The organism is Rhizobium giardinii bv. giardinii H152, from assembly GCF_000379605.1.
Classification (GTDB): domain Bacteria; phylum Pseudomonadota; class Alphaproteobacteria; order Rhizobiales; family Rhizobiaceae; genus Pararhizobium; species Pararhizobium giardinii.
On record NZ_KB902580.1, the window covers coordinates 74,869 to 98,968 of the forward strand.

The 24,100-nt window shown below is 60.4% G+C and carries 23 protein-coding genes and 3 pseudogenes; 9 read left to right on the plus strand and 17 right to left on the minus strand.

Going from position 1 to position 24,100, the window contains the following annotated elements; genetic code table 11:
* Nucleotides 1-355: 355 nt before the first annotated feature.
* Nucleotides 356-772, minus strand: a complete 417-nt coding sequence (locus A3AY_RS34590) for an Rrf2 family transcriptional regulator (RefSeq protein WP_051108315.1) — start codon at nt 770-772, stop codon at nt 356-358.
* A gap of 151 nt (nt 773-923) precedes the next feature.
* On the opposite strand from A3AY_RS34590, the gene A3AY_RS0106755 reads away from it, so the two are divergent.
* Entirely contained in the window at nt 924-1,838 is a 915-nt protein-coding gene (locus A3AY_RS0106755; protein WP_018324927.1) for an NAD(P)/FAD-dependent oxidoreductase, read from the plus strand.
* Between the two features lie 409 nt (nt 1,839-2,247).
* Here A3AY_RS0106755 and A3AY_RS0106760 read toward each other — a convergent pair whose 3' ends face one another.
* Nucleotides 2,248-2,655 carry an RrF2 family transcriptional regulator gene (locus A3AY_RS0106760; RefSeq protein ID WP_234913078.1) on the minus strand — a complete coding sequence of 136 codons (408 nt, stop codon included), beginning with the start codon at nt 2,653-2,655 and terminating at the stop codon, nt 2,248-2,250.
* On the opposite strand from A3AY_RS0106760, the gene A3AY_RS34595 reads away from it, so the two are divergent.
* Nucleotides 2,649-3,200, plus strand: a complete 552-nt coding sequence (locus tag A3AY_RS34595; protein WP_174371917.1) for a group III truncated hemoglobin — start codon at nt 2,649-2,651, stop codon at nt 3,198-3,200. The two genes, A3AY_RS0106760 and A3AY_RS34595, sit on opposite strands and share 7 nt — an antisense overlap.
* 117 nt (nt 3,201-3,317) lie before the next feature.
* Nucleotides 3,318-4,388 (plus strand): hypothetical protein, encoded by a 1,071-nt coding sequence (locus A3AY_RS34600; RefSeq protein ID WP_234913077.1) that lies wholly within the window; start codon nt 3,318-3,320, stop codon nt 4,386-4,388.
* A 150-nt stretch (nt 4,389-4,538) separates the two neighbouring features.
* On the opposite strand, the gene A3AY_RS0106785 is transcribed toward A3AY_RS34600, so the two are convergent.
* On the minus strand, nt 4,539-4,838 hold the full coding sequence (locus A3AY_RS0106785) for a hypothetical protein (protein ID WP_018324932.1): 300 nt from the start codon (nt 4,836-4,838) through the stop codon (nt 4,539-4,541).
* A 61-nt stretch (nt 4,839-4,899) separates the two neighbouring features.
* Here A3AY_RS0106785 and A3AY_RS0106790 point away from each other — a divergent pair, with 61 nt between their 5' ends.
* Entirely contained in the window at nt 4,900-5,499 is a 600-nt protein-coding gene (locus tag A3AY_RS0106790; RefSeq protein ID WP_026203188.1) for a J domain-containing protein, read from the plus strand.
* Nucleotides 5,500-5,947: 448 nt separating this feature from the next.
* Here A3AY_RS0106790 and A3AY_RS40335 read toward each other — a convergent pair.
* The 6 genes and pseudogenes from A3AY_RS40335 to A3AY_RS0106820 all read right to left on the minus strand — a co-directional run.
* A pseudogene (locus A3AY_RS40335) lies at nt 5,948-6,177 on the minus strand (LysR family transcriptional regulator); the annotation flags it as partial.
* 10 nt (nt 6,178-6,187) lie between these two features.
* Nucleotides 6,188-7,138, minus strand: a complete 951-nt coding sequence (locus A3AY_RS0106800; RefSeq protein ID WP_018324934.1) for a hypothetical protein — start codon at nt 7,136-7,138, stop codon at nt 6,188-6,190.
* Between the two features lie 548 nt (nt 7,139-7,686).
* A pseudogene (locus A3AY_RS34605) lies at nt 7,687-8,060 on the minus strand (Ohr family peroxiredoxin).
* 126 nt (nt 8,061-8,186) lie between these two features.
* On the minus strand, nt 8,187-9,506 hold the full coding sequence (locus A3AY_RS0106810) for an ATP-binding protein (RefSeq protein WP_018324935.1): 1,320 nt from the start codon (nt 9,504-9,506) through the stop codon (nt 8,187-8,189).
* Nucleotides 9,503-10,243, minus strand: a complete 741-nt coding sequence (locus A3AY_RS0106815) for a response regulator (RefSeq protein ID WP_018324936.1) — start codon at nt 10,241-10,243, stop codon at nt 9,503-9,505. Before A3AY_RS0106815 ends, A3AY_RS0106810 begins: the two co-directional genes overlap by 4 nt.
* Nucleotides 10,244-10,337: 94 nt before the next feature.
* Nucleotides 10,338-11,378 (minus strand): alpha/beta fold hydrolase, encoded by a 1,041-nt coding sequence (locus A3AY_RS0106820; protein ID WP_018324937.1) that lies wholly within the window; start codon nt 11,376-11,378, stop codon nt 10,338-10,340.
* A gap of 150 nt (nt 11,379-11,528) precedes the next feature.
* Between A3AY_RS0106820 and A3AY_RS38595 the strand changes: the two are divergent.
* Nucleotides 11,529-11,645 (plus strand): annotated as a pseudogene (locus A3AY_RS38595) (cupin domain-containing protein); the annotation flags it as partial.
* Nucleotides 11,646-11,725: 80 nt separating this feature from the next.
* On the opposite strand, the gene A3AY_RS0106825 reads toward A3AY_RS38595, so the two are convergent.
* From A3AY_RS0106825 to A3AY_RS0106845, 5 genes are all read right to left on the minus strand, one after another.
* Complete coding sequence (locus tag A3AY_RS0106825; RefSeq protein WP_018324938.1) at nt 11,726-13,357, minus strand: FGGY-family carbohydrate kinase; 1,632 nt, start codon at nt 13,355-13,357, stop codon at nt 11,726-11,728.
* Between the two features lie 63 nt (nt 13,358-13,420).
* Nucleotides 13,421-14,149 carry an SDR family oxidoreductase gene (locus A3AY_RS0106830; protein ID WP_018324939.1) on the minus strand — a complete coding sequence of 243 codons (729 nt, stop codon included), beginning with the start codon at nt 14,147-14,149 and terminating at the stop codon, nt 13,421-13,423.
* A 28-nt stretch (nt 14,150-14,177) separates the two neighbouring features.
* Nucleotides 14,178-15,431, minus strand: a complete 1,254-nt coding sequence (locus tag A3AY_RS0106835) for a sugar ABC transporter permease (RefSeq protein WP_018324940.1) — start codon at nt 15,429-15,431, stop codon at nt 14,178-14,180.
* Nucleotides 15,428-16,249, minus strand: coding sequence for an ATP-binding cassette domain-containing protein (locus tag A3AY_RS0106840; protein ID WP_026203191.1), 822 nt, complete (start codon nt 16,247-16,249; stop codon nt 15,428-15,430). Before A3AY_RS0106840 ends, A3AY_RS0106835 begins: the two co-directional genes overlap by 4 nt.
* A 66-nt stretch (nt 16,250-16,315) precedes the next feature.
* The gene (locus A3AY_RS0106845; protein WP_018324942.1) at nt 16,316-17,362 is read right to left on the minus strand and encodes an ABC transporter substrate-binding protein; all 1,047 of its coding nucleotides are present in this window, start codon (nt 17,360-17,362) and stop codon (nt 16,316-16,318) included.
* Nucleotides 17,363-17,632: 270 nt separating this feature from the next.
* Here A3AY_RS0106845 and A3AY_RS0106850 point away from each other — a divergent pair, with 270 nt between their 5' ends.
* Nucleotides 17,633-18,652, plus strand: coding sequence for a LacI family DNA-binding transcriptional regulator (locus A3AY_RS0106850; protein WP_018324943.1), 1,020 nt, complete (start codon nt 17,633-17,635; stop codon nt 18,650-18,652).
* Nucleotides 18,653-19,005: 353 nt separating this feature from the next.
* On the opposite strand, the gene A3AY_RS0106860 is transcribed toward A3AY_RS0106850, so the two are convergent.
* Nucleotides 19,006-19,923 carry a DUF6929 family protein gene (locus tag A3AY_RS0106860; protein ID WP_018324945.1) on the minus strand — a complete coding sequence of 306 codons (918 nt, stop codon included), beginning with the start codon at nt 19,921-19,923 and terminating at the stop codon, nt 19,006-19,008.
* 74 nt (nt 19,924-19,997) lie between these two features.
* Between A3AY_RS0106860 and A3AY_RS0106865 the strand changes: the two genes are divergently transcribed.
* Entirely contained in the window at nt 19,998-20,240 is a 243-nt protein-coding gene (locus tag A3AY_RS0106865; protein WP_154663254.1) for a hypothetical protein, read from the plus strand.
* Nucleotides 20,241-20,646: 406 nt separating this feature from the next.
* Here A3AY_RS0106865 and A3AY_RS0106870 read toward each other — a convergent pair whose 3' ends face one another.
* Together A3AY_RS0106870 and A3AY_RS0106875 are read right to left on the minus strand one after the other, a co-directional pair.
* The gene (locus tag A3AY_RS0106870; RefSeq protein WP_018324947.1) at nt 20,647-20,868 is read right to left on the minus strand and encodes a DUF2798 domain-containing protein; all 222 of its coding nucleotides are present in this window, start codon (nt 20,866-20,868) and stop codon (nt 20,647-20,649) included.
* Nucleotides 20,869-20,975: 107 nt separating this feature from the next.
* Nucleotides 20,976-21,842, minus strand: a complete 867-nt coding sequence (locus A3AY_RS0106875; protein ID WP_018324948.1) for an SDR family NAD(P)-dependent oxidoreductase — start codon at nt 21,840-21,842, stop codon at nt 20,976-20,978.
* A gap of 389 nt (nt 21,843-22,231) precedes the next feature.
* Between A3AY_RS0106875 and A3AY_RS0106880 the strand changes: the two genes are divergently transcribed.
* Together A3AY_RS0106880 and A3AY_RS0106885 are read left to right on the plus strand one after the other, a co-directional pair.
* The gene (locus tag A3AY_RS0106880; RefSeq protein WP_018324949.1) at nt 22,232-22,633 is read left to right on the plus strand and encodes a cupin domain-containing protein; all 402 of its coding nucleotides are present in this window, start codon (nt 22,232-22,234) and stop codon (nt 22,631-22,633) included.
* 67 nt (nt 22,634-22,700) lie between these two features.
* Nucleotides 22,701-23,993: an epoxide hydrolase family protein gene (locus tag A3AY_RS0106885; RefSeq protein ID WP_018324950.1), complete on the plus strand. Its 1,293-nt coding sequence runs from the start codon at nt 22,701-22,703 to the stop codon at nt 23,991-23,993.
* Nucleotides 23,994-24,100: the final 107 nt, after the last annotated feature.

A 24,100-nucleotide genomic window follows, 5' to 3' on the forward strand; every position in this document is an offset into this window, starting at 1 on the left:
TACGCTCGTGTTTACTCTTTGCAAGCCATCAGCGTAACGTGCGGCCGATGGAGCTGTATTGTGCGGCCCTCCAGTACGTGGCAAGTGGCAGCGCGGGCGTGCGCAAACGGTGGCCTACTGAAAACCGCAATTCCGGAACAGACGCCAAAAATTGCAACGTCGCTCCAATCGCCTCGGCGACTGTCGGCCATCGCCCCTCGAACACAAAGCCGTAGACAAGGCCGAGGATCGTTTCTGCAAAGATGAGCTGGGCCGAGAGAGCCAGAGGCAGTCGCCGCAGGGGCGGTTCATGATGGTGGCGCCGAAGCCATTCGCCCCTTTAAATTTTCAGTCGCAGCGCCGACCGTCCGGGTGGCTACCGGTTGGGAAAGTCTCTGGCAATATCGGCCAGGGTGACGCTGGCGAAGCGGGAGAGCAGCAATTGTTCGGCTTCGGCGAAGACATCCTTCAATGTGGCATTCACCGCCTGCTCGATCAAACAGCCCGGCATGTCATAGGCGGGACCGACGGCAAAAACGGAGGGTTCGCCGACGGCATGATAGATGTCGAGGAGCGTCAGTTCCTCCAGCGGTTTTGCCAGGGTCCAGCCGCCACCGTGGCCCTTTTCAGAGCGGACATAGCCTTGCTCGCGCAAGCCCGCCATGGTGCGGCGTATAACAACTGGGTTGGCGTCGAGCATGCCGGCGATCATGTCCGACGTCATGACGCCGTCATGATGGCCCATATGGATCATCACATGCAGCATCCTGGATAGCCGGCTGTCGTGCCGCATCTCAATTAACCCCTGTCCAACATCACAGACGACCAATGCACAAGACGTTCGATAACACGCCAGGGGCATCATGTCACAATAAAGGTTGCATGACTATTGACTTCCCAAATTCACGTAACTTATGCTGTTTCGTGAAACCAAGGAGCATGTCATGGGCAAATCCATTCACGACGTCATCATCATCGGCGGCAGCTATGCTGGCCTTTCCGCCGCCCTTCAGCTCGGCCGCGCCCGGCGCAATGTGCTGGTGATTGACGAGGGCAAGCGTCGCAATCGCTTTGCCAGCCATTCGCATGGTTTCCTGACGCAGGACGGCGCCGATCCCGCCCGGATCGTGGCTGATGCGCGGACACAGGTGATGGAATACAAGACAGTGAACTGGCTTTCCGCGCGGGTGGACAGTGCCGCGCGAGTCGAGGCGATCGACGCATTGGGCGCGGGCTTCGAGGTCTTAGCCTATGGTCAGCGGCATCTGGCACGCCGGCTGCTGCTGGCGACCGGAGTGAGGGATATCCTGCCTGAGATCTCAGGTCTTGCGGAGCGCTGGGGTAAGGCTGTGTTCCATTGCCCCTATTGCCACGGCTATGAGCTGAACCAGGGCAGGATCGGCGTCATCGCGGGATCAGAGCTGTCCGTGCATCACGCGCTGATGCTGCCCGACTGGGGCCCGACAACATTGCTGGTCAACGACGCCTTCGAACCAAATGCGGAACAGCTTCAAAACTTGGCCGGCCGGGGCGTTACAGTCGAGCGCAGCCCCGTCAAAGCGATTACCGGCCATGCCGACATCCGGCTTGCCGATGGGCCCACCTTGCCCTTTGCCGGGCTGTTCGCACTTGCGCCCTTCGAGATGACCAGCCCGATCCCCGAGGAACTTGGTCTCGATTTCGAGCAAGGACCGATTGGATCGGTGATCAAGACCGACGCCATGAAGGAAACCAGCATGCCAGGTGTCTTCGCCTGTGGAGATGCCGCAAGGCCGATGGCCTCTCTTGCACTTGCCGTCGGCGATGGAAACCTCGCCGGCGCGGGGCTGCACCGCTCCCTGCTGTTCAACAAAATTTAAAGCAGCCGGCGGGAGCTTAACGTCTTTATCGCGCCCCGAAATAAAGACACCACGGTTCTCATTTGAAAGCTATTGATGGGATGAGAACCAGTTTGCATCTCGGTCTTCGGCAACAGAACCTGCGACAGTTCGCGTCTGCGCACGCGGCCATTTTACGACTTCCGAGCGACGGCTGGAAGATATGAAATGCGGCCATGGCATCACCGAATGGCGCTGCGCGCAGTACCTGGGCCCAGACTACCGGATGGCGTTCCAACCCGCCCACCCCGTCAATAAATGCATTCCAAGCAGGTTTGTAAAACGTGGGTGGCCGCCGAGTTTACGGAGTTCGGGGTTCGCTTTGCCAATTCCGGGCGTGTTCCTGGGGCCTGACTATCATGGCATGTCGCCCGTGCCGCGGTGCAATCCATCAGAAGAGCGCTCGTGCCGGCAACGCCAGCCGTTCGCGAAGGCCAGCTGGGCTCGACACCATATCGGCAAGCGTGAACTGATCGAGACTGGCGAAAAAGGCCTCACTGGCACCCCGCAAAGCGCCGGTTAGCCGGCAAACTCCACTGAACACACATGTGTCCTGCCTGTCTCCCAGACAAGGTACAAGCTCCATATCCATCTCCATCGTCCGTACGACATCGCCCATCCGGACGTCTGCTGGTTCCCGGGCTAAAAGGAGGCCTCCCCGGCGGCCGCGCACGCTTTTGACCAGCTTCAGGGCTACCAGCGTCTGCGCGACCTTCATCAGATGGTTACGGGAAATTCTGTGCCGCGCGGCCAATTCCTCGATGGTCACGAGACCATGATCAGCAACGGCGAGTGCCATCAGAACGCGCAATCCGTAATCGGTATGGACAGTTAGTCGCATGGCAGCCTCCAAAAGATGCATTTACAATACCTCTTTTCATGAATAAGAAAAGTGCGACATCAATGATCGAGGGCAATATGGCTATCGTCGCGCCTGCGCAGGTCCTTTCGGAGGCCGTCGTCGAACGGCTTGTGCGTGATTTCTACGGCCGTGTTCGCAAAGACGCGGTCCTGGGGCCCATTTTCGAGCAACGCTTGTCCAATCGTTGGGATGCCCATATCAAGACGATGATCGACTTCTGGTCGTCGGTAACGATGCAGAGCGGCCGATATGCCGGCCAGCCGCACGTCATGCACCGCAATCTGGGGCTTGAACCCGAGCATTTTGAACACTGGCTGGCACTATTTCGAAATGCGGCCGAGGATAATTGCGAGGGTGCGGTTGCAAACCTGTTCATCGACCGCGCCAACCGGATTGCAAGCAGCCTTCAAATCAGCCTCAACATCGGACCGCACGCGATCGATTTTGAAAAGATGGCAATCGCCAGGAACATAGCGAAATAGACCTCCCTCCGTAAGAAGACGAAGCCTCTACCGACTGGAACCATCATGACGTGTCGAGACAGCATTTTCCCGCGCCTTTGGCGCCCGGTATTCCTTTGCCTCGGGGCGGCACCCGCGATGCTGCTGGCTTGGCCCGCCCAGGCCCATGTCAAATGGTTTGCACCCTACATCGTCGGCGCGCCACCACGGCCTATCAGCGCAACTCTGGCGGACACATGGTTCTGGCTCGGTATAGTACTGGTTATGGTGTTCTTTCTCGCGACACGAGCGGTGGAGAAAACAAGCGCCGGCGAGGCGATACTGGGAGGCCTGGACCGGTTGTCGGAACCGCTCTGGGGCCGCCTAGACGACTTCGTCCGCGTGGTGATCGGCGCGTTTTTCGTGGCGATCTTCGCGGTGGGCGGGGTTTACCTGACACCCGACCTCAAGACGCCTTCCGAAATGGTCTCATGGGCGCAACTTCTCATCGCCTTGCTGATCTTCTCGCGTCGGACACAGCCACTTGCGGCGGTCGGTATCATTGGGCTCTGGCTTCTGGCGCTTCGTGACTACGACATTTTCCACCTGCTCGACTACCTCGCGCTCGGTGTGGGGGTGGCCGCCTATCTCGTTATGGAGGCCTCCTCCAACGCGGAATGGCGCAAGCACAGGTTCCAGGCGTTGCGATGGGGAGTGGCTATCGCCCTGATGTGGTCGAGCCTGGAAAAATTCGCCTATCCCGACTGGTTCTATCCGCTCGTCCTGGAAAAGCCCTTCCTGACATTCGGTCTGCCCCGTGACGTGTTCATCCCGATGGCGGGCGTCGCGGAGTTCACCATGGGTTTCGGGCTTCTCTGGACACCGCTTGTTCGTCGCCTCTCGGCCATTTCGCTGTTCGTAATTTTCAACGCCGCAGTCTATCCGTTCGGCCGCGTCGATCTGATCGGCCACGCCCTGATCATGGCTGTCATCGTGGCGATTGCTGCTGATCACACCAGGGAAGTGTACTTCCTCCCTAAACTGAAAAAGGCGTTGACCGGCATTCCTGTCGGACTGACCGTCGCACTGATGTTGTTCGTGGCCAGTTATTGGGGGCTGCATTCAGGCTTTTACGGTTCGCAAGGCACTGCAGCTGCGGGGGTCGAGCGGGTTACTCACACGCCCGACGTCGAGCATCCACACGGCGGGCAAAACAGTCAACCAGAATGAGCCTTAGCCCTTGTTCAGTATGTAGAGGTGCGCGATGACAGCGCTTGACACGGACGAAAAGTCGCTGGCAACGAGCGCCGCTGACCTCGGGCAAGCGATCGCCGACGCAATGCTGTGTTCGACGGACGAGTAAGGGCCTACCCTCTCTCATCACTTGGTTTTTGCCCACAGCACATGCAATTTTCGGATCTCGTCCGCACATTCCAGAAGGATGTGGCTCATAAGCGGGTCGGGCATGTCGTCGATCTGCGGAAGAATAGTGGCGAGGCCTGCGACAACGCTTGACGGCATGGATACGACGTTGCCCGTAGCCGCGAGTTGTATCCGCTGTTCCGCAATCATTCTTGCCGCTCGCTCGACCAGGCGCCGGCGCTCGAAGGTTGACGTCTTTGAGACCTCGTTGGCCGACCGATATAGCTCACTCACAAAGTCGGGGATGACAGACTTCATCGATTGGCGCTTTCATTTGCTAAATCTTGCCGAGGGGACGCGCGGCATCCATACAGATGCGATGACGCTTGATTCGAAAATATTCGTGGGCCTTAGATCTGCTCGCAAAAACCCCTGCGAACCCACTGGCTCTAAATGCCAATGGGACGGTTGTGAAAAGATTGGCCCGCATCGTGCCCCTGTGGGGCCGGGCGCTGAAGGCCTTTATCTGTTGTTCTGTCTTGATCACGTCAAAGAATACAACAAGGGATACAGTTACACGACGGCTGCATCGAACGCGGACGTCGCTCGCTATCAGAAGGAAGCGACTGCCGGCAGTCGTCCGACCTGGGGAACGAGAGTCAGCCAGCCGACCGAGATCCCGATCCCGTCGAAAGTCCGTTCTGGCTCAGCGAAGGCATTGAATGCCCGAAAAACCGCAGCACAACGGCAAGCGCAAAAGGCCGATCTCCAGAAACGAAAACTCAAAGTGCTCGAAGCCAAGGCCTTTGAGACACTCGGTCTTTCGCCCGAGGCAACACCGGAGGAAATCAGGAGCCGCTATAAAGAAAGGCTCAAAATGCACCATCCCGACGCCAACCAAGGCAACCGCAACTCAGAGGACGAGCTTCGCGCATCAATCGAGGCGCATCAGATCCTTAAGTTGAATGGATTTTGCTGAGGCTCACTCATTGAGCGTCATTCATGCGTTGGCCGACAGCACTGGTGCTGAAGTCGCCGAAGAGGCACCGACCATCCTCGGCGATATTGGGAAGATGGTAAGGGAGCGCGGTCGGTCGCCTGACCGAGACCGGCTGGCTCATTAGTTCCCGAGCCTGCGAAACAGTCGCGCGAAGCGGCGAAACTCGACCTCCTCACCCTCGAACCAGGCGTTCAGTCCACAGTAGACCACCGCGGTCGCTGCATCGCTGCCATAAAGCGCGTGTGCCTCGGCGATGATGGCCTTGTCGGCCCCCTGTCGTGATCCGCAGGTTGAGGGTTTGTTTGCTGCGTTTTACTGGACCGGTATGGATTACGCGACACCATCCTCTCCCCCGCTCTGAAAGAACTGTGAAGTGATCGCCGGCTTTGCCGGACGCTTGTCGCCGCTGCACCGCAGCAAGAAGCGCTCACTGCGAAAGCTCTTTTGCAAGCTGTCTGGGTGGCCTGACCAGCGAGCGGGCGATATCGATGAGATCGTCACGGGCGGCTGTCGGATCTTCCGTGTTCCAGGCAACCCCATGCCGATCCGGAAGTCCACTCCCCTCATCTTGCGAAGCTTGAAATTGCGGTTCGGGAAATCTTTCGTCCATCGCAGCGCAAAGCCGATGCCAAGCCCGGCCGATACCAGCGAGACCAGCCCGGACTCCTCAGGAAATGACCGCGACCTCGCACAGGCGGGCGATGCGCGCGTCGAGCTCTTCTAGGCGCCGGGCAAAGCCGAGATTGCCCGGCTGGAGCGCCACGGCATCGGTGAGCATGTCGCGCGCGGTCGCTAGTTCGCCGTCGCCGATGTGGCGATTTGCCCGGTGGTATAGGAAGTTGACCCGCTCCACGGGCGAGAACCCGTCACCGAAGCGCGCATGGAGCCGGTCGGCCCAAACGGGATGGCGGGCGATCGCCGTGACTGCAATCTGGTAGGACCGCATGGGCGCACCGACCCGGACCGCGCGAGCGAGCGCGCGTAGACCAGCGAGGTCGTCTGCGCGGCAGGCCTCAATGAGCGACAGCCCGCGCGCTGTTCCGGCGAAGGCCCGAACGGTGCCGTGCCCGGTCATGTGGACCGGGACGAGGCGCGTCTCCACCTGCAGCGCTGCGATCCGCTCGGCGTGCCGGCGATCTACGGCATGGAACGGATCATAGAAGAGATAGGCGCGGCCGGCCGCGTGATCGGGCGCAATCCCCATATTGGCATGGAGGGTGGGGGAGAAGTGGCGCCTGAAGCGGCCGTCGAAGGGGACTGCCTTAGCGTCGATGGAGATCTGCGGACAGAAGGCGATGGAGACGTTGGCATCGAGGCGTCGACGATAGCGTAGGGCTGCGTAGCCGCCTTGCGAATATCCGTAGAGAATGCGTTCCGGTGCCGCGCGGAGGATTGGGGCCGCCGCCGCGACCGCCTTCACCACACTCGCCGCCGGAAACCAGTTCGGCCTCCGGCTGATGAAGCCGAGCGCGGCGATGTTCGCCTTTTCGCAGAACCGCTGCCCCCAGAAGCGGCTGCCGTTCGCCTGCATCTCCATCTCGTTGAAGGTCACAAGAAGATAAGGAGTTGATCCCGGCCGATGAATCACCTCAAGGTTCTCGTCGGAATAAATGAGCATGCGGAGCCTCCAGGAAAAGTAGGTTGAGGATAGGTGTGAAAGTCGCCCCGCCACTGATCTTTTCGGTGAAAGATCCGCTGGTAACCCTGCCTTGATATCAACGATTTGGTGGGACATTGATAATTGCGTAATCACCGCTCGGCCGGGACTGGAAATACAGTGAATTGATCCTTCCGCATCAGCTGGCTGAAGTGGCCAGCGCTTTCATTTCTAACTCCCGAGCGGTTTTCCAGCGCTCCATCCTCTTCATATCGAACGTACCAAAATATCTCAGGTAACACTGCGGGCGGATTAGAGGCACGATGTCCTCGCGGCACGCACGTTATAACAAAAGCAGGATATCGACGCGAATTCGCTTCGGTTCCTAGTGCCGGAGCTCCCCGACCGATCTTCCAGCAACTCCGGGAACCTACCCGTAAAATGACTTAGCGCTAGCACCGATTTCCACCAGGTACATCATCAACACCACGCGTCCCAAAGTCTCACCGGCCTCCAGAGCCATCTGAGCCGCCGGCCCCACCTGCTCGAACGATACGAGACAGGCAGCTTCAGCTCGACCGCGATATTCCACGCGTCGCCTTCGAATACGGGCTTCATCGACCAGCACGCGCGCAAGTTCCGGATCGATGGCCGGTAGGCTGATGTTTAAGCGCGCCTGCAGGCCGTAGGTGTCTCTGGTCATGCCGAGACTTCCGCGTCGATGGCGGTCTTCGCCGGCAATCTCATCTTGCGCTTGCCAGCAGCGATCCCAAGGCACCAATGAAGCAGGCCGACCAGCCGGCTGCAAAGGGCTGCTCGGGATTGGCGCCAGGCTTGCCGTTGCCGGGGGCGAAAGCTTGACATCGTCGATGCGCGCCGTGCCGTCGCGACCGCCGGTGGCATGGGTCTTGCCGGTATAGAGGACCTTCTCGATCTTCGTCATCGAACACTCCTTCGCTCTGTCGTATCAGGCGACGTTGTTGACAGGAGCTTTATCCCGCCTCGACGTATCCGGCATGTTTCCGGAACGGGCAGAAATGTGTAAGAACGTAGAGGACGCGCCGATTTTTCATGGCAGCGATATCTCCGCGGCAAGACCCCCGCCGGAGCGATTGTAGATCCGCACTGCACCGCCAACAGAGACGGCAAGCTGCTGAGCGATGGCCAGTCCGAGGCCTGTGCCCCCTGTGTCGCGATTGCGCGAAGTCTCGAGACGGTAGAACGGTTGCATCGCCGCTTCAAGCTTGTCATCGGGAATACCTGGCCCGCGGTCGGTGACCGTCACGATGGTATGTCCGTCGCCCGTCCGTTCGACGTTGATCTCTGCAGCACCCGCGAACTTGAGGGCGTTGTCGAGGAGATTAGTCAGGATACGTCTCAGTGCATGCGGTTTGGTCACGGCCGTCCCCTGGACGATGCCTGCAACCGTGACCGCCTTGCCTGTGTCCTGGTAATCGTAGGCAATACTGTCGATGAACGATGCGAGATCGATACGAGATGACTTTTCGCCACTCCCGTGAGAACTGCGGGCGTAGGCGATACCATCCTGCACAAGCCGCTCGATTTCACTCAGATCGCTGACCAGCTTATCCTTTTCGGGGGTATCTTCCGCCATGTCGGCGCGCAGCCGCATGCGCGTGATCGGCGTCTGCAGGTCATGCGAGATTGCTGCGAGGATTTGCACGCGTTCTTCCAAGTAGTGGGCGATACGGTCACTCATGGCGTTGAAGGCGCGCGCCGCATCGGCTACTTCGCTCGGCCCGCTCTCGCTCACTGGAGACCCCTTCTTGTTTGGGTCGAGTGCATCGGCGGCGGCGGCGAGATCGCCAAGCGGGCGAACTGCCTGGCGCACTGCGAACCAGGTGCAGAGGATGAGCAGTGCCATCTGTGCCACAAAGACATATGGAAGCCACTCGGCCAGCGGCATCACCCCGCGCGGCGTCACGTCGATGGTGAGCTGTGAACCGTCTGAAAGCGTCAGATGTCCCTGCAGCCGCTTTCCGTCACCTGGAATAGCTTCGACACGGAGCGGGAACTTATAGCCTGCCGCCTCCTCGATACGTTCTGCAATCTCCGCTCCACGGCCCGACAAATCCGGTACACCGGGAAGACCCGCCCCAAGAACAAGGCGATAACTGCCACGGCTCAGGCGGTCCAGCCATGCGGCCCGCTCGTTGGCGGGAAGCCGGTCTATGACAGCGATCGACGTTGCCAGATCGCTTTCCAGCGTCCCGAGCATGACCGCCTTGGCCGACACGTAGCGTTCCGCGAAAAGAATGCTGAAGGACAGGCCATAGGCAACCGCCAGTCCAGCAAACAGGATCAGGAAGAGGCGGGAGCGCAGCGTACTTGGCCACCAGCCGAAACGGGACTTGCTACCCCCCCTCATGTTCTTGGCACCGAGATCTCGACCGGAACGGAGAATACATAACCTTCTGCCCGCACCGTCTTGATGTAAGTCGGTTCGCGTGCGTCGTCGCCGAGCCGCTGGCGTAGACGGCTTACCAGAAGGTCGATCGAGCGGTCGAACAGTTCGGCATCGCGGCCCTGCGTGAGGTTCAGAATCTGGTCGCGGTTGAGCACACGTTGGGGATGATCGATGAAGACCCGCAGCAGCCGGTATTCGGCACCACTTAGCGCGATCTCCGTCCCGTCCCTGTCGAGAAGATGCCGGCCAACTGTGTCTAGCCGCCAGCCGCCGAACGTCAGCAGCTGGCCAGCCTCGCTGATCTGCAGGTTGGGCGGCAACATTCGGGTGCGCCGCAGAACTGCCTTGATGCGGGCGAGAAGCTCACGTGCAGCGAACGGCTTCGGCAGATAGTCGTCGGCGCCCATTTCAAGCCCGATGATCCGGTCCATCTCGTCGTCTCTCGCCGTCAACATTACGACCGGCGTCGCCTTGTGCTTGCCGGCTCGAAGTTCCCGGCAAAGGACCAGTCCATCATCACCCGGCATCATCACGTCCAGCACGATCAGATCGACCGTGCTGCTCTCGAGGAAACTGCGCATCTGCCGGCCGTCGGCTGCAACCGTCGTCCGAAGGCCGTTCCTTTTCAGGTAGCTCGATACCAGTTCGCGAATTTCACGGTCGTCATCGACGATCAGAATGTGGTCGACATGCTCCATCTGTGGTCTTTCAGTATCCATTGGCCGCTTTACAGCCGTAATTTGCGCGTGTCGGCTGTCGGGAGTAAAGGGATTTCTCGCGACAGCATCGCCGTCAGAATTTCGCGACATCAAGGATGGCTTGTGCGAAAGCCGCCGGTGCTTCCTGCGGCAAGTTATGCCCGATACCGCCCGTTATATTTCGATGCTCGTACTTTCCGGAGAACCTCTTTGCGTAGGAGGATGGTTCCGGGTGCGGCGCGGCGTTTTCATCACCTTCCATGGTAATCGTCGGAATAGTGATGATCGGCCCCTTCGCCAGCTCCTTCTCATAAGCATCGTATTTCGCTTCGCCTTCGGCGAGACCGAGCCGCCAGCGATAATTATGGATGGTGATATCGATATGGTCGGGATTGTCGAAGGCGTCTGCTGAGCGGTCGAAGGTGACGTCGTCGAACTTCCACGTTGGCGAGGCCGTCTGCCAGATCAGCTTTGCAAACGCGCGCGTGTTGGCAGCATAGCCAATCCGGCCGCGCTCCGTGGCGAAGTAGAACTGGTACCACCAGGACAGCTCCGCCTTCGGCGACAACGGCTTCTTGTTGTTTTCCTGGCTGCCGATGAGATAGCCACTGACGGAAACCATCGCGTTGCAGCGTTCGGGCCAGAGAGCCGCCATGATGTTGACGGTGCGCGCACCCCAGTCATATCCGCCGAGGATGGCCTTTTCTGCGCCGAGGGCGTCCATCAAGGCGATCATGTCAGCGGCCAACGCCGCCTGCTGGCCGTTGCGCGGTGTGTCGTCTGAAACGAAGCGCGTCGTGCCGTAGCCGCGCAGGTAGGGAATGATCACGCGGTAGCCTGCATTGACCAGGATCGGCGCGACATCGACATAGCTGTAGATGTCGTATGGCCAGCCGTGAACGAGCAGGACGACGGGTCCATCCGCCGAGCCGGCTTCTGCATATCCGATGTCGAGCACACCTGCCTTGATCTGCTTCAGCGCGGGGAACGCAGCATGGCCGCCCGCCTTGACCGCAAAAGGCACTGCGGGCGACTGGGCATTTGCGATCCCGGTGCCGCCGAATTCGGCTGCGGCCACGGCCATGGCGGCAATGCCGAAGAAACGGCGGCGCTGGTGGTTGATTTCAGGGGACATCGTTCTCTCCGTTTCGAATGATCGTGACTTGAAGAAAGCCTATCGCATGTATCCGTATCCCCCATGTGTCCCGCCGAGCCCGGAATTGAATGCTCATGTAGCATCCGGCAGCTTGGATACGTTCTGATACAATTTGCGCCCTGCCATGCCGGACGCGAACCGGTCACCCTTTCCGCAGGACAATCGCTTTTCATTCCGACCGGGGTTGTTCACTCGGCGAAAAATGTCGGCCGACGCAAGGGAACGCCCGCGTGCGCTACTGCATGATTCCTTAGATCGGAATCGATTTAAGGAGGAAATTACAGGCGCTTTAAAAAGTGCTACAGCGTCCCTTCCATTATGGCATTCTAGCGGATTTCGCGCGCCAGCGCTTGCAGCCGCGTAAAGGCATCATATCGCTTTGCATGCAGGGCGGCAGTTTCGCCCTTTGCCGGCAGATAAGTGCGATCGGTCGCTGAAAGCGCCGCCATCGCAGAGCCAACATCCGGGAAGGCGCCGCCGGCGACGCTGCCGAGAATCGCGGCGCCGAGCAGGACGGGTTCCTGCGCCCGCGTCGCAAGCACGGGTTTTCCGGCGGCATCAGCGAGAAGTTGGCGCACAAGGTCGAGTTGGCCGGCGCCGCCGCTGATGACGATCCTGCCGACCGGCGCGCCTGCTGCCGCCTGCGCATCGATGATCTGGCGAAGACCATAGCCGATGCCACACAGACCGGCGATATACAGCGCAACGAGACTGTCGAGATCGCGATCCATGCCAAGGCCGACCATCGCTGCTCGGGCATGTGGGTCGGCGAATGGCGCCCGGTTGCCGAGGAATTCGGGCACGACATGGAGGCCGTCCGCACAGGTCACTACGCCGGAGAGCGTCTTTGCCTTTTCCGCCGCGAGGTCGGCGAGCAGCGCGGGCAGCGAAAGCCTGCGCGTCTTTGCCAGAACCGCGGCTTCATTTGCCGCCGGATGGAAAGACAGGAGCTGGTCAATGGCAGCGCCAGCCGCTGATTGGCCACCTTCGTTCAGCCACATTCCCGGCACCATGGCCGAAAAATACGGTCCCCAGACGCCCGGCACGAAGACTGGCTCATGAGTCGAGGTCATCGTACAGGACGACGTGCCGAAGACGTAGCCGAGATTGTTTTCCGGCGGGCCATCGACGCCAACGGTCCCGATCCCGCCCGCATGGGCATCGATCATGCCGGCTGCAACCGGCGTACCGGCAACGAGGCCGAGGTCAGCGGCCGCGCGTTCCGTCAGGCCGTTGCCAAGGGGCGTGCCAGGCTCGACGACGCGCTGGCCGATGCGTGCAAACTCCTCGTCGGCGAGTATGCCGAGGCCAATGGCGTGGAAATAGCTGGGGTCCCACCGCTTCTCATGCGCGAGATAGGTCCATTTGCAAGTGACCGTACAAGTTGACCGGGCAATATCGCCTGTCGCGCGCCAGGTGAGGAAGTCCGCGAGATCGAAGAACTGCCAGGCGGCGTCAAAAATCTGCGGGCGGTGTTCCTTGAGCCAGAGTAGTTTTGGCGTTTCCATTTCGGGCGAGATTCGGCCGCCGACATAGCGCAGCACTTCATGACCCTGCGCGTTGATGCGATCGACCTGGTCCACGGCTCGGTGATCCATCCAGACAATGATATCGCGTTCCGCGTTCTCCGAGGGGCCGACGGGCAGCGGCGTGCCATCCTTCCCGAGCACGACCAGTGAGCAGGTCGCGTCGAAGCCGATTCCGGCAATCCGCTCAGGCGCAACGTCCGCCCTGGCGACGGCATCGCGCACCGAAGTGCAGACCGCCGCCCAGATTTCGGTGCTCGACTGCTCGACCATCGCTCCCGACTCACGAAACAGCGAGATGTCACGCTTTCCTGAGGCCAGCATCCGGCCGGTGAGATCGAAGAGGCCGGCTCTTGCGCTTCCTGTACCGACGTCGACGCCGATAATATAGCGATCGCCGTCCGCCGGATATGCGGAGAAAGTGTTGCTCATGGTTCTATCGCCTGCAATCAGGAATGGTCTTGGGCGGGCGGAGTTCTGCCGCCCGTTCTCGCCTCAGAGATCGACGCTGTTCGGAAGGATCACCAGATCGCGGATCGTCACATTACGTGGCCGCGTCAGCATGAACAGCACCGCATCGGCAACCTCCTTCGGCTGCATCAGGCTCCCGTTTGCCAGCGCCTCGTCTAACTTCTCCTTCGGCCAGTCGTCGAGCAACGCCGTCACCACAGGGCCCGGCAGGACCGCGCCGACGCGCACGCCATGCTGTGCCACCTGCCGGCGGGTGCTGTGCACAAAGGCCTGCACCGCGAATTTGGACGCCGTGTAGATCGGCTCCCAGACAACGGGAACGACGCCGGCGATCGAGCTCGTAAACAGGATGTCGCCAGTCTTCTTCTCGATCATGTGGGGCAAGACTGCGTGCACCGAGCGGAAGGCCGCATTGATGTTGAGGTTCAGCATGCGATCCCAGGCATCCGGATCGCCCTCGGCTACCTGACCACCGATATAGGCGCCGGCATTGGCATGGAAGACATCGAGCCCGCCGGCAATGTCGAGAATGCGCGGCAGCATGCCGGAGACCTCGGACGGCTTCAGGAGATCGACGACGAGCGGCAGGGCATTCCGTCCCAGCTCCTTGCAGAGCAACTCGAGCTTGTCCTGTGCGCGGTCGACGAGCACCACCTTTGCGCCTTCCGAAAGCAGAGTGCGGGCGCATTCGAGGCCGATGCCGGACGCAGCACCCGTGATGGCGACGACTTTGCCTTTCATGAGGTCAGACATGTTCCAAATCTCCATTCCGATATTTCTGTCAGGCTCGGCCGTGGCTTACGCGCGAGCGACGGGCGAGCGAATCGACGATGACTGCAATCGCGAGAACGCCGCCGGTGATCATGTAGCGCAGCGACGAACTGAGGTTCAGCAGCGTAAGGCCGTTCGAGATTGCCTGGATGACGATGATACCAAGCAGGGCCGAATAGGCGCTGCCGCGTCCGCCGAACAGGCTGGTGCCACCGATGACCGCCGCCGCAATCGCGTTCAGGTTGACATCGCCGGTGCCTGCCTGCTGGCTCGACGAGGCAAGACGCGAAGCCGAGAGCACGCCACCGAGCGCGGCGAGCGTCGAGCAGAGCACGAAGGCGCTCGTATAAATGCCACGCACGTTAATGCCCGAGCGCCGTGCGGCTTCCTTGTTGCCGCCAACGGCGAACATGGAGCGGCCCCACTTGGTGCGGGTCAGCGCGTAGTTGAGGACCACTGCAAGCGCCACGAACAGCGCGAACATCCACGGCACGCCGCGGCCGAGATTGAGGTAGAAGACGGCGACTTCCAGCGCAACCGTCAGCATCAAAGCCTTCAAGATCAAGGCACGCAGTGGCTGTGCTGAGAGGTTTGCCGCCCGGCGTTGGCGCATCCTCCGCACGCCCTTGCCGATCATGATAAGCCCCGGCATCATCGCGATCCCGTAGGAAAGCCAGTCCGGCATAATCAGGATTTGCCCGAAGCGGACGAGGGGGGACGCGTAAGGGAGGTTGATCGAACCCGTCGGGCCGAGGATATAGAGCTGCAACCCGAGAAGAGCGAGCAGGCCAGCAAGCGTGGCGATAAAGCTTGGCATACCGAGACGATTGTAGAGCGTGGCATAAACCAGGCCGACGCCCGCACCTGCGACAAGCGCGGCCAGTATGGCGCCGACGATAGGCAGACCCATGTTCACCCACAAGACGCCGACCATTGCCGAGGAAAGGCCGCTCATGGAGCCGACGGAAAGATCGATCTCCCCGAGCACCAGCACGCAGATGATGCCGAGCGAGATGACGCCGACGGTGGCACAATCGAACAGCAGGTTCACGAGGTTGTTAGGCGCGAGAAAAATTGGGTTGAGCGCAGAGAACACGACTGAAATAACGACCAGGCCGACGGCGACCGGCAGCATGCCGAGATCACCCGCACTCACGCGGTCTATGAAGCCCTTTGCCATGCCGGCAAGGCTGTCGTCGTGGCGCACGCGCTCGTCACCGCGGTCCAGCATCGGCTGGACACTACCGGAAGGGTTCTGGCTCATTCGGCTCCCCCATGGGTTTCCTGGACGTGGACGGCCTTGCGGTCGTGGCGGCGCGAGACGGAATTGTCCGTCGCACCCGTGATGGCGGAGACGAGCTCCTGGTTGGAGGATTCCGGCGTGAAGACGCCGTTGTTCCGACCGAGCCTCAGAACAACAATGCGGTCAGCAACGGCACGCACGTCTTCCATATTGTGGCTGATGATGATGACGCCAAGACCGCGATCTCGCACGCGCTCGATCAGGTTCAGAACCTCCGCCGTCTGTGCCACACCAAGCGCTGCCGTCGGCTCGTCGAGCATGATGAGCGTCGGATTGAGCAGCAGCGAACGCGCGATGGCGACCGTCTGCCGCTGTCCGCCGGAGAGCGAGGCCACAGGCTCGCGCACGGAGGGGATGCGCGCAGCGAGTTCACGCAGGAGCGTCCAGGCGCGCACTTCCATTGCGACCTCATCGAGCGCCCAGGGCGACATCTCATGCCCCAGGAACAGATTTGCCACGACATCCAGGTTCTCGCACAGGGCAAGATCCTGGAACACCGTGGCGATGCCGAGGTCCAGCGCCTTGGCGGGACTGTCGAGCGTCACAGCCTGCCCACAGAATTCGATCGAACCGGCGGACGGCTGGTGCACACCGGCGAGCACCTTGACCAGCGTCGACTTGCCGGCACCGTTGTCGCCGACAAGCGCGACGACTTCGCCGGCTTTGACGTCGAGCTCGATATCCGTGAGCGCGGATACCGCTCCGAAATTCTTCGATATGCCGCTCAGACGCAGCACCGATTTTCCCCTGTCGGGAGCACTTGGAAGCTTAGCTGTCATGGCCAAAATGACCTTTCAATTAATCGGGGTGTCCGGCCGCGAAGCGCAGCCGGACATGACGGCAGCTTAGTTGATGATGCCGAGTTTGCGGCACCCTTCAACATACTCGCCGGTGCAGATTTCTTCCGGCTTGTTAATTCCCTTGTCGAAGATTTCGGCTTTGATGTTCTCCGCCGTGACGACCGCAGGCACGAAAAGCTGCGAGGGCGTTTCGTAGAGCTCGTGGGTTGCTTCCGGCTTTTCACCCTTAAGCAGCTTCACCGCCACGCCCGCCGCGGCCGCAGCGACGATTTCGGATGGCTTCGAGATTGTGTTGTACTGGTCGCCCGAGATAATGAGCTGGAGGGCTGCGATCGTCGCGTCATTGCCGGTGACCGGCGGCATTTCCTTGACGCCTGCAGCTTTCAATGCCGCAATCGCGCCGCCGCCCGTGCCGTCGTTTGCTGCGACAATGCCGGTGATCTGGTCACCGAAACGGGTAATCTGGCCGGCGGTCCATTCCTGCGCCTTTGGCGGTGCCCAGTCCGGAGTATCGAACTCGGCAAGCGTTTTGTAAGGCGAAGCGTCGAGCGCGGAGTCAATGCCGTCGCGGATGAGGCCGGCGGCCGCATCGGTCGGCGAGCCGTTGATCTGCAGCACGCCGGAACCATCCGGAACGCCCTTCGCCTTCAGGTGATCGACTAGCGACTGCGCGATGGCACGGCCGATGCCTTTATTGTCGAAGGACACATAGTAGTCGGCCGGCTTGGCTGGTATCGGGCGGTCATAGGCGATGACCTTGACGTCCTGCGACTGGGCGATTTCGACCAGCCCCGCGGCGGCGGCGGAATCGACCGGATCGAGGACGATGACCTTGGCGCCCTGCGCGATCACCGAGTTGAACTGCTGTTGCTGGAGCGCGACGTCTGCATTGGCATTCTGGTAGATGACAGTGCAGGTTGGGCAAAGCTTCGCCATCTCGGCCTTAAACCCTGGATAGTCGTGTTGCTCGTAGCGGGTCGAAGCCTGGTCGGGCATCAGGAAGGCGACGGTCGCATTTTCCTGGGCAATAGCGGCGTTGCCCAACGACAGCACGAGGCCGGTCGATGCGAGCAGATAGGTAAGCGTCTTCATTGGTTCCTCCACGGTTGATTTTGCCAGCGACTGAGCCCAAAAAGTCGACATGCCCCGACAGATCCCACGCCTGCATTGGCGCGCAACTCGTCGTCCGCTGCGATCGTGTCGCAACGTCCGGCTCGTCGGTACTATGTCTGACTCCTCCCTTGGGCCAGCCTTGCTGATTTAGGCACTTCATCGATGGAGCACAGGTGCTCAATCGATGAAGCATCAATTGCCACCAATCCACATTGGTGTCAAGGTGACTCACCCAAGCGGAGATAAAATGTGAATAGAACAAGCCAACCGAAAAGGCCGACCATCTACGATCTGGCTGAACTGGCAGGCACCTCGGCCAGTGCCGTCAGCGCCGTGCTGAACGGCAACTGGAAGAAGCGCCGCATCAGCGCGAAGCTCGCCGAAAAGATCACCAAGCTCGCCGAGGAACAGGGCTACGCGCTCAACATGCAGGCAAGCGCGCTACGACGGGATCGCTCCAGGATCATCGGCATGATTGTTCCGAAATACGACAACCGCTACTTCGGTTCGATCGTCGAGCAGTTCGAAGCGCTGGCCCGCGAACGCGGTCTCTTTCCGATCGTCACCTGCACCCGGCGCGATCCGGCGCTCGAGTTGGAAGCAGCGCGCGCCATGTTGTCCTATCAGGTCGACTGCCTGATCGCGACCGGTGCGACCGATCCGGACCGCGTGATGGATCTCTGCTCGGCCGCCGGAGTAAGGACCATCAACCTCGACCTACCTGGCTCCCGCGCCCCCTCAGTCATCTCCGACAATTATGGTGGGGCCTTAGAGCTGACGCGGCGGGTTCTTGCCAATTGCGAGAAGGAATACGGTGAGAAAACGCCCCTCCTCTTCGTTGGCGGCCGCGGCTCGGACCATAACACGGTGGAACGCGTCCGGGGCTTTCGCAATGCCCATGCGCAGGCGGGTATCGCGGTCGACGAAAGGCTGATGCTCACCTGCGGCTACGCCCCCGAAAAGGCGGAGAACGCGATGAATCAACTTGCCGAGCGGACGAGCAACCTGCCGCGCGGCATGTTCGTCAACTCCACCATCTCACTGGAAGGTGTGATGCACTGGATTCGCCGCTCCGGCCATTACGCTGACGGGATGCCGCAACTTGGCTGCTTCGACTGGGATCCCTTCGTCGCCATGCTGGGCGACCATATCGAGATGATGCGGCAGGACGTACCCAAAATGCTGGAAGCGGTGTTCAGCATTATTGATTCCGGCGTGACGGATCCGACAGTCGTGCAGATCCCGCCCATCGTCGAAAACATCGGTTGAGCCTGGGGCCCGCGGTAGGAAGCAATTGCGGCTGCATTGCCGTCCTAGCGGCGCTCTACCTCGCTTGGCACGCGCTCGGCACGGTATCCTCCTACGCATTCATCGCGAACCGTCTTGAACACGCTCTTGCGGCTCTCTTCGTTCCCTGCAGGGATGCGATCAATCTGGGTGAAGTGCAGGGCCGCCAAGAGTTGCAAGCAATCCGGTCAGGTGCGCACCCTTCGCCGCTACCTTCCAGAACGGCTGATCGACGGCATCCTGCGCAAGTTCAACGGCTTCACCGCCTAGGCCGAAGCGCAATCCAAATCCAACCACTTCGAAACCAGACCCGCAATCCGGCGCCTGTGCCCATGCTACTTCGCGATAGATGTGGAAAACAGCGCTGCCGGTATCCCGGGGTCGTCGGCGTCGGTGACCAGCAGGAGATCCAGTCGATCACCGTGCAGCCGGGCGTTGATGCCCTCTACCTTGTACGGCTGGTCAAGCCGCTGCAAGGACCGTAAGTGCCCGCCATTTTCGACGATCCCGATGGCAGCTCCGAAGCAAGCTCCATCGCGATAAGCATCTTCGGTATCTTCCGCGACGGCGCAGAACACCATGTCCCCGTTTGGCAGAGCGGCTGCGTCGGTAAAGCAGAAGGGAACGCCCCGGACCAAACCGAGGTCCAGCCGATGGGTAGCGGACGGCTCGATGCTATCGGCTCGTGGGCTTTGCAAAGCGTCGAGAACTCGCGAAAGTGAGTATCGGATGATCGCGTTGGCGGCCTGCCGCTTGTTACCGCGCTGGAACAGACGCAACTCCTCGCCAAAAACGACGGCGCCCTCGATGTTGAGTTCAGGGAACGTATCTTTGAGTGGAGCGAGAAGGGGAGACAAATCCACTTCACGTGGCGAACCACAGACCGCGCCATTCACGTCGAGGCCGAGTAAAGCGCCGCGACAACGGTTTGACCTTGAACCTGAGCCCACGGCTAGAAGGGCGCCATACGGAAAATTCTGGAAGGGCGGAAGGAGGACAAGTGCCTCCAGGTCAGGCTTCCGCCGCTTTCGCTCTGCCTTGACGTCTGGCAACGCACCATCAAGGAGACGGATCAGATCACCGGGTTCAAGTTCGGTTGTCGAAAACACACCCAGGTGAAGCTCGTCGTCGGCGACAACGTACATAGTGGTACCGACACACACGAGCCCGCTCGCCGCGCTGATGTGCAAGGGCCGCATTCTGGCAGAGGACGCCTTGATATCAAGCTCCCGCATCTTGGTTAGGATTATCATTTCTGTTTCTTATCAGGCTGAACTGGGCAGTTCCACCTCTCCTAACCCGAAACCAAGCACACATGGGCGCGGCCATGTTCATCGGCGGCTGGATGCTGAAGCGGTTCGGCCAGAACGACAGGGAGCGCACCTTGGCCGCCGAGGAAGGCGGACTTTATGAAGCGACTTTGCGGGACTATAGGCGCAAAGCTCTCACCATCTCCATTTGGGCAGGTTTTGCGGTTCTCACTATTTGGGCCGCGAAGCCCATCTGGAACTACGCCATTTTTGGGTTCAACCCAATCCTGGACGACCTTCTGTCCATCACGTGTTCCTGATGAGACGAATCATGACCAGCACCCAGCACCCGTGTACCGGGCCATACTGACGAGGAGATAAATGAGGAAATCAATCGAAAGCGTTTCGCTAGGCGAGTTTGACAGTCAGGCTAGCGATAGGTTGGCAGCTGTCTGGCGGGCTGTCCGTCACACACCTTCTTAGCGACTGCGCATTCTCTCAGCTGTGAAAACGGGCCGGGTCGCCGAAACGGGAAATCGACGTCAATCGCCGGTGGAAATCGGCGGTCGCCGTGCGGGGTGTCCGCTGCATATCGATCCCCTTAGGCCCACAGGCGACCGCCTGTCTCGATGGGAAATGACAGGCCTTTGAGGTTGCGCCAGCGATCAAGACCTCCGCGGGAGAACTTCGGCGAGCAATGGGTCGGAAGCCTCCAACTTGGTTATCCTACCTAATCAGCCGATCAACTTTCGCCTGCAGCCGCGGGCCGATCAGCAGGATGGCAGGGATGACGATGACGTAGGCGGTGCTCCACGAGCGCAGCCATACTCCTGCAAAACCATCCGAGAATCCGAGATTGAGCGCGAGGAGGACGAATGAAATAATCCCCGTTGTGACGATCCCCATCGACAGGGCGAAGGCGATTTTCCGTTTCAGTTCCGTGTTCATGTCCTTCTCCAGGAAGGTTTGAGGGGGCATTCCGCAACACCCACATCATAGCGCGAGCGGAGACGTGGGCATCAGGCGGTCGATGTTGTCTTTTGGTCTTCAAGAATTCAGAGATGAGTCGATTGCGATTTCAACGCAGCCACGCGAACGCTGTTCGGAGCTCCTTGGGTCACTGCCGGCAGGCGCCGATAGCGCGTCGCCGGGCTACTGAGCGAAAGGTTCGGCATCAGCCTTTGGCGCGCCGCCTCATAGGCCTCCCAGTCGCCGGCATCGGGCAAGGACGGGATGGTGATGTGTTCGCCAAGATCGAGGCCGGCGAGCGCCGCGTCGACCATGTCCTCGCCCGACATGACGATTTCGCTTGGCAGATGCTCCAGCGGCGTTCCGGCTTTTTCCCAAAAGGCGGTCGCAGTCGCGCCCGGCAGGACAGCCTGAGTCCGAATATTCTTGTCCTTCAGTTCTGCGATCAGCGACTGGCTGAACGCAACGACGAAGGCCTTGGTCGCGCCGTAGACGCCATTGAGGACCTGTGGAGCGACGGCGACGACCGATGCGATGTTGATGATGGTGCCGCTGCCCCGGGCGACGAAGCGCGGTACGGCGGCGTAGGTCAGGCGGGTCAACGCGGTGACGTTCAACGAAATCATCCGCTCCATTGCATCGACGTCGGAGGCGAGCAACGGACTGGACGCCCCTACCCCGGCATTATTGACCAGCATGGTGATGCGATCATCGTCATGGAGCACCATTTCGACACGGCGCAGATCGGACATGTCGTTCAGGTCCGCCGTCAAGGTATCGACCTTACGGCCGGTATGCTCGCTGATCCGCTTGGCCAGTTGGCCAAGTCGTGTCTCGTTCCTGGCGACGAGCAGGAGGTCGTAACCTCTCCTGGCCAGGCGATCGGCATATATCGCGCCGATGCCGGAGGACGCACCGGTGATAAGCGCTTTACCTTGTATTTCCTGTGTCATGTCAGGCTCCTCTGAGATCGGCGGATGGTCGAACTAAGCCGGGATGGCAGCATTTTACCGCCTCGCATCACGCCGCAGAGACTGGAGCCGTGATGTATCTCGATTGTGTGCGGGCAGCCGGTGAACTGTATCACTATGTAGAAAAGCGCTTGCGGCATGCTCTGTCACCGCGTGCGGCCGGTCACGCGGCACGCGGTTCCGAGATTGTATGCGGCGGTATCCCGCCCCACGGCAAATACATAAGCTTACAAAAGTCGCATCCCACGGACACATCGCCCACACATGCTTTGGCGCAAATGACGGTGCCCGCCCAAGCACGACAGTCCGAATGACCGGCTGCCCGCGTGGCTCGGCTCAACCTTGCATTTCGATCCTGAAAGGATGACACTATGAAAATCTCTCGGACCTTGATCGCTGCGGCCTTGATCGCAGGCGCCGGACTGTCGCTCACCGCGGCGCAGGCACAGCAACAGCAGATCCAGCGAACCGATCTCGTCCAAAGCGATATCAGTGTTGCCGAACGCGAAGTCCTTCAGGTGCGCGTTGACTTCGAACCGGGCGCGGTGTCCATCAATCATACTCACCCGGGCGAAGAGGTTGCCTACGTCCTCGAAGGCGTTCTCGAATATCAGCTTGAAGGCAGCCAACCGGTGACACTGAAAGCTGGTGAATCGCTCTTCATCCCCGCCGGCGTGGCGCACCTGGCGAAAAACGTCGGCAACGGCAAAGCCTCCGAGCTGGCGACTTATATCGTCAAGAAGGCAGCACCGCTCGTCGTTCCCGTGAAGTGAACGGTTCCGCAGGTCGATCGCGCTTTCGCGCAATGAAAGGAATGAGACGTTGAGCCCGCATCAATCCATGAGCCGTTCAGCCTTCTCGCGCCGCGCCGTGCTTCTGGGCGGCGCGGCGCTGGCGGCCTTCGCCCTTACGCCCCGAATGGTCGCCGCCGAGGTCAAGGCTGCAGCTTCGGTAGCATCTGAGGACATCCGGCCTTTCCGTGTCGATGTTCCAGAAGTGGCGCTCGCCGACCTGCGTCGCCGGCTTGCCACCACGCGATGGCCAGAGGCAGAGACCGTCGAGGACCGTTCCCAAGGCGTGCAATTGACGAAACTTCAAGCCCTCGTGCGCTACTGGGAAACCGACTACGATTGGCGCAAGGCGGAGGCGAAACTCAACGCCCTGCCGCAATTCCTGACGAACATCGATGGCCTGGAAATCCACTTCATCCACGTGCCCTCGAGTCACCCGGATGCATTGCCGCTGATCATGACGCACGGCTGGCCGGGATCGGTCTTAGAACTCTTGAAGGTCATCGGCCCGCTGACCGACCCGACGGCGCACGGGGGTCGCGCCGAGGATGCCTTCCATCTCGTCCTGCCGTCCATTCCAGGCTTCGGCTTTTCAGGAAAGCCCAAGGGCACTGGCTGGAATCCGGGACGCGTCGCCGAGGCCTGGGATGTCCTGATGAAGCGCCTCGGATATCCGACCTACGTGTCGCAGGGAGGCGACTGGGGAGCCATCATCTCCGATTCCATGGCCCGCCAGGCGCCGGAGGGCTTGCTTGGAATTCACGTCAACAGGGTCGAGCGCTCGACCACGATCCCGCCCGACGTCGCAAAGGCGCTCAGGAACGGTGATCCCGCGCCGGAAAACCTGTCCGCCGAGGAGAAACGCGTGTTCGATCAGGCCCGTGAATTCCTCAACAAGGGGTTCGGATATGCCGCGATGATGGGAACGCGCCCGCAAACCATCGGATACGGGCTGTCGGACTCTCCCGTCGGACTTGCAGCATGGTTCTATGACAAGCTTGCCGACTGGGTATTTACGCGCGGCGATCCCGAGCTCTCGTTCACCAGGGACGAAATCCTCGACAACATAACGCTCTACTGGCTGACCAATACGGAAACGTCGAGCGCGAGGATCTATTGGGAAAACGGCGCCGCCAACGCCAAGTTGACTCCCATCTCCATCCCGGCGGCGGTAACGGTCTTTCCAGGAGAGGTCTACAGGCCGCCCAAAAGTTGGGCGCAGCGAGCCTACAAGAACCTCATCTATTACAATCGCGTGGACAAGGGAGGCCATTTCGCGGCGTGGGAGGAGCCTGAGCTTTTCAGCCGCGAGGTGAGAGCCGCATTCCGGACTTTGCGCTAGGGTGCAGTGTGCAGCGATTGCGGGTGGTGTGAGAGCTCGATCATCCCCCGCTTCGGCCAACCGTACTGGCGCGTGTGACCCTGCCTCAACTCGACGAAGTGATTGCC

Excerpts from the sequence above, each read along its gene's own strand:
- A3AY_RS34590 (WP_051108315.1), bottom strand. The coding sequence starts at position 772 with ATGCGGCACGACAGCCGGCTATCCAGGATGCTGCATGTGATGATCCAT.
- A3AY_RS0106755 (WP_018324927.1), top strand. The coding sequence starts at position 924 with ATGGGCAAATCCATTCACGACGTCATCATCATCGGCGGCAGCTATGCT.
- A3AY_RS0106760 (WP_234913078.1), bottom strand. The coding sequence starts at position 2,655 with ATGGCACTCGCCGTTGCTGATCATGGTCTCGTGACCATCGAGGAATTG.
- A3AY_RS34600 (WP_234913077.1), top strand. The coding sequence starts at position 3,318 with ATGCTGCTGGCTTGGCCCGCCCAGGCCCATGTCAAATGGTTTGCACCC.
- A3AY_RS0106785 (WP_018324932.1), bottom strand. The coding sequence starts at position 4,838 with ATGAAGTCTGTCATCCCCGACTTTGTGAGTGAGCTATATCGGTCGGCC.
- A3AY_RS0106790 (WP_026203188.1), top strand. The coding sequence starts at position 4,900 with ATGACGCTTGATTCGAAAATATTCGTGGGCCTTAGATCTGCTCGCAAA.
- A3AY_RS0106800 (WP_018324934.1), bottom strand. The coding sequence starts at position 7,138 with ATGCTCATTTATTCCGACGAGAACCTTGAGGTGATTCATCGGCCGGGA.
- A3AY_RS0106810 (WP_018324935.1), bottom strand. The coding sequence starts at position 9,506 with ATGAGGGGGGGTAGCAAGTCCCGTTTCGGCTGGTGGCCAAGTACGCTG.
- A3AY_RS0106815 (WP_018324936.1), bottom strand. The coding sequence starts at position 10,243 with ATGGAGCATGTCGACCACATTCTGATCGTCGATGACGACCGTGAAATT.
- A3AY_RS0106820 (WP_018324937.1), bottom strand. The coding sequence starts at position 11,378 with ATGTCCCCTGAAATCAACCACCAGCGCCGCCGTTTCTTCGGCATTGCC.
- A3AY_RS0106825 (WP_018324938.1), bottom strand. The coding sequence starts at position 13,357 with ATGAGCAACACTTTCTCCGCATATCCGGCGGACGGCGATCGCTATATT.
- A3AY_RS0106830 (WP_018324939.1), bottom strand. The coding sequence starts at position 14,149 with ATGTCTGACCTCATGAAAGGCAAAGTCGTCGCCATCACGGGTGCTGCG.
- A3AY_RS0106835 (WP_018324940.1), bottom strand. The coding sequence starts at position 15,431 with ATGAGCCAGAACCCTTCCGGTAGTGTCCAGCCGATGCTGGACCGCGGT.
- A3AY_RS0106840 (WP_026203191.1), bottom strand. The coding sequence starts at position 16,249 with ATGACAGCTAAGCTTCCAAGTGCTCCCGACAGGGGAAAATCGGTGCTG.
- A3AY_RS0106845 (WP_018324942.1), bottom strand. The coding sequence starts at position 17,362 with ATGAAGACGCTTACCTATCTGCTCGCATCGACCGGCCTCGTGCTGTCG.
- A3AY_RS0106860 (WP_018324945.1), bottom strand. The coding sequence starts at position 19,923 with ATGATAATCCTAACCAAGATGCGGGAGCTTGATATCAAGGCGTCCTCT.
- A3AY_RS0106865 (WP_154663254.1), top strand. The coding sequence starts at position 19,998 with ATGTTCATCGGCGGCTGGATGCTGAAGCGGTTCGGCCAGAACGACAGG.
- A3AY_RS0106870 (WP_018324947.1), bottom strand. The coding sequence starts at position 20,868 with ATGAACACGGAACTGAAACGGAAAATCGCCTTCGCCCTGTCGATGGGG.
- A3AY_RS0106875 (WP_018324948.1), bottom strand. The coding sequence starts at position 21,842 with ATGACACAGGAAATACAAGGTAAAGCGCTTATCACCGGTGCGTCCTCC.
- A3AY_RS0106880 (WP_018324949.1), top strand. The coding sequence starts at position 22,232 with ATGAAAATCTCTCGGACCTTGATCGCTGCGGCCTTGATCGCAGGCGCC.
- A3AY_RS0106885 (WP_018324950.1), top strand. The coding sequence starts at position 22,701 with ATGAGCCGTTCAGCCTTCTCGCGCCGCGCCGTGCTTCTGGGCGGCGCG.